Annotated in this window: 3 protein-coding genes; all 3 read left to right on the top strand. The window is 44.8% G+C overall.

Features of this window, described 5'->3' with window-relative positions; translation table 11 throughout:
• Positions 1–844: SpaA isopeptide-forming pilin-related protein (locus ACW12G_RS01830; RefSeq protein WP_455647137.1), on the top strand; the 844-nt coding region annotated here is incomplete at its 5' end.
• Entirely contained in the window at positions 837–1,901 is a 1,065-nt protein-coding gene (locus ACW12G_RS01825) for a hypothetical protein (RefSeq protein WP_455647136.1), read from the top strand. The genes ACW12G_RS01830 and ACW12G_RS01825, both read left to right, overlap by 8 nt.
• Positions 1,891–2,489: pilin N-terminal domain-containing protein (locus ACW12G_RS01820; RefSeq protein WP_455647135.1), on the top strand; the 599-nt coding region annotated here is incomplete at its 3' end. The genes ACW12G_RS01825 and ACW12G_RS01820, both read left to right, overlap by 11 nt.

Below are 2,489 nucleotides of genomic sequence, written 5' to 3'. Positions count from 1 at the left end.
AAATTGCCAATATGGCTTAATAATTGACAAGATCGCCCAGGGGACAACATTACCCGTTAAAGGCGCGACGTTTACCGTATCATCTTCAGATGGACAGCAGGTCATGACGGTTAAGGCGGGCCAATGCCAGTTGTTGACACCAGGCGACTACACCATTCAAGAAACTCAGTCACCCAGTGGGTTTCAAATGGCTAACACCACGTATCATTTAACGCTGACAGCAGACGGACAGTGGTTAAGTGATGGGAAAGCCATTACGGCAACCGTACCTGAATCAGACGGTGATGGCGTTAAGGACAGTTTTTCAATTGATCAGACATTATCGCATAATGCCAGTCAAACGAATGTTGTCAAATTAACGCAAAATAATCCCATTAAGCCATTCAAATTAGTGGTGAAAAAGACGGATGCCCAGACAACCCTACCTGTGTCAGGCGCAAAATTTGAGCTTAAAGCGCTAACGGGTGAGACGCTATCTCTTAAAGAAAACCGAAATGGCACAGCATTTACCGTGACGCACTTAACCCCAGGTACTTACACCTTGACCGAACGTCAAGCGCCTCAAGGTTACTTACGTGCCGAGCCGGTCGTGATGGTTATTTCGCCAGATAGTCGTGTTCAAGTGACCGGTGGGACTAAACAGTGGGTCACCAAGTTAACCAACGGTCAGACTGACAATCAGGTTACCTTGCAAGTTCAAAATCGGAATCAAGCCGTTTTGCCAAATACAGGGGGGGCAGGTCAGCTACCTTATTTGATTGTGGCTGGTGGTTTACTGAGTGTCGGTTTCTTGCTTCATTCGGGTTACCTGTATGGTCAACGTCGGAGGCAGAAAAATGATTAAAAAGATACTGTACTTTTTCACGGGTTGTTGCTTATTTGGTCTACTCAGTTGGCAATTTAATTGGCCAGTATTGGCACAAAATCAAACTGGTACGACCATTGCGTTGCAACATCAAGTTGTAAATCAGACCAAGCAACGGACACGCTTTGATGTGTATGACATGTCAAATTTGGCAGCGGCACATCGTCAGGATCCCCATTATAACCAGACGCTGAAAACACAAGCGCAGACCATTCAGACGATCATCCAAGACCAACATTTGGTGTTAGTTGATTCGCAAGTCACAGATGCATTAGGACAACTTGTGTTTCATGTACCGCAAGCAGGGGATAAGACTTATCTGATTGTGCAACGCCAGCCGGATACTATAACGCAAAATGGTCAAACCAATCAAGTGTTGGCTGATCCAATGGTTGTCAAAATGGCTGATTATGTCGGGTTGGCACAACCAGCACTGATTCAAACCAAGTCGACGGGTTTAAAACGCCAGCCATATTTTTTTAAGTATGGGCGAACGCAAAATAAAGGGGAAATCCCTTTGTCAGCGGTAGGTTTTGTGTTATATCAGCGCCGACAACGACAAAAATACTATCTGACGCAAACGGGTGATTGGTGTCAGAGCACTACACCCAAACAAGATTCGCGGGTTAAGAAGATTGTGTCAGATAGTCAAGGCTTGGTGATCCTGCAAGATTGCCAGTTACCAGCAGGTCGGTATTTTTTTGAGGAAGTTCAAACCCAACCAAATTATTTGATATCATCAGCCGCGCGAGCCATTCAGTTGGACGTACCCGTAGTAGCAGATAATACGCCACTATCACCGATGCGTTTGAATGGTGAGCCATTGTGGCAAACAGCTGCTGGTCAGTTACCCAATACGGTGATGACAACGGCTCAACCGCGCGTTATCAATGCACAAAAACAAGCAACCACGCAGTTACCAGCAACAGGACAAGCCAAGGCGATGATGTCCTTGGTTGGCCTAACTATTTTGGTCATGAGTTTTTTATTGTTAGCTGGGTTATACACGAAGAGAGGATTAAATCATGAAAAGTAGTATCTGGTCAAAACTGGTAGCCATTGGCTTATTGCCCATTTTGATCGCCACAATTGTCAGTGCGTTCAGTGGGACTGTATCTGCAGATACAACACCAAGTACAGTGACTGTCACCTTACACATGCGGGCATTTGAGACAGGCCAAGTCCCAGCTAACAAAGAAAATTCTGGTGTGATTGATAATGATTTTGGTGGGACGCCTTTAGCAAATGTCACCGTTACAGCGTATGATGTCACAACACAGTATTTACGGTTACGCCAAACGGGCCAAACTGCACAAAACGCTGTGGCAACAATGCAACAGGATGCGCAAAAAACTGTTCCAAGTTATGCGACGAAGTTGTCAGACGCGACAACGGGTCAAGATGGCAATGCGACGTTTGATAATTTAGCGGCCAAAGATGGTGACAAGGACAAGGTTTATTTGTTTTTAGAAACCAATTCTTCAAGTAATATTACACAACGTGCCACGCCGAGTGTTTTAGCTTTACCAATTTATCAACCTGGATCAGATATGCAGATTAACCCAAATATCCATATTTATCCTAAAAATGAACAGACGAACGCCTTTTCAAAAGATTTGACCGC

The organism is Leuconostoc sp. (genome assembly GCF_965300815.1).
This window is presented reverse-complemented; position numbering and strand designations above follow the sequence as displayed.

What these genes read in the sequence shown, in the direction of transcription:
- ACW12G_RS01825 (WP_455647136.1), top strand. Translation starts at nt 837, where the DNA reads ATGATTAAAAAGATACTGTACTTTTTCACGGGTTGTTGCTTATTTGGT.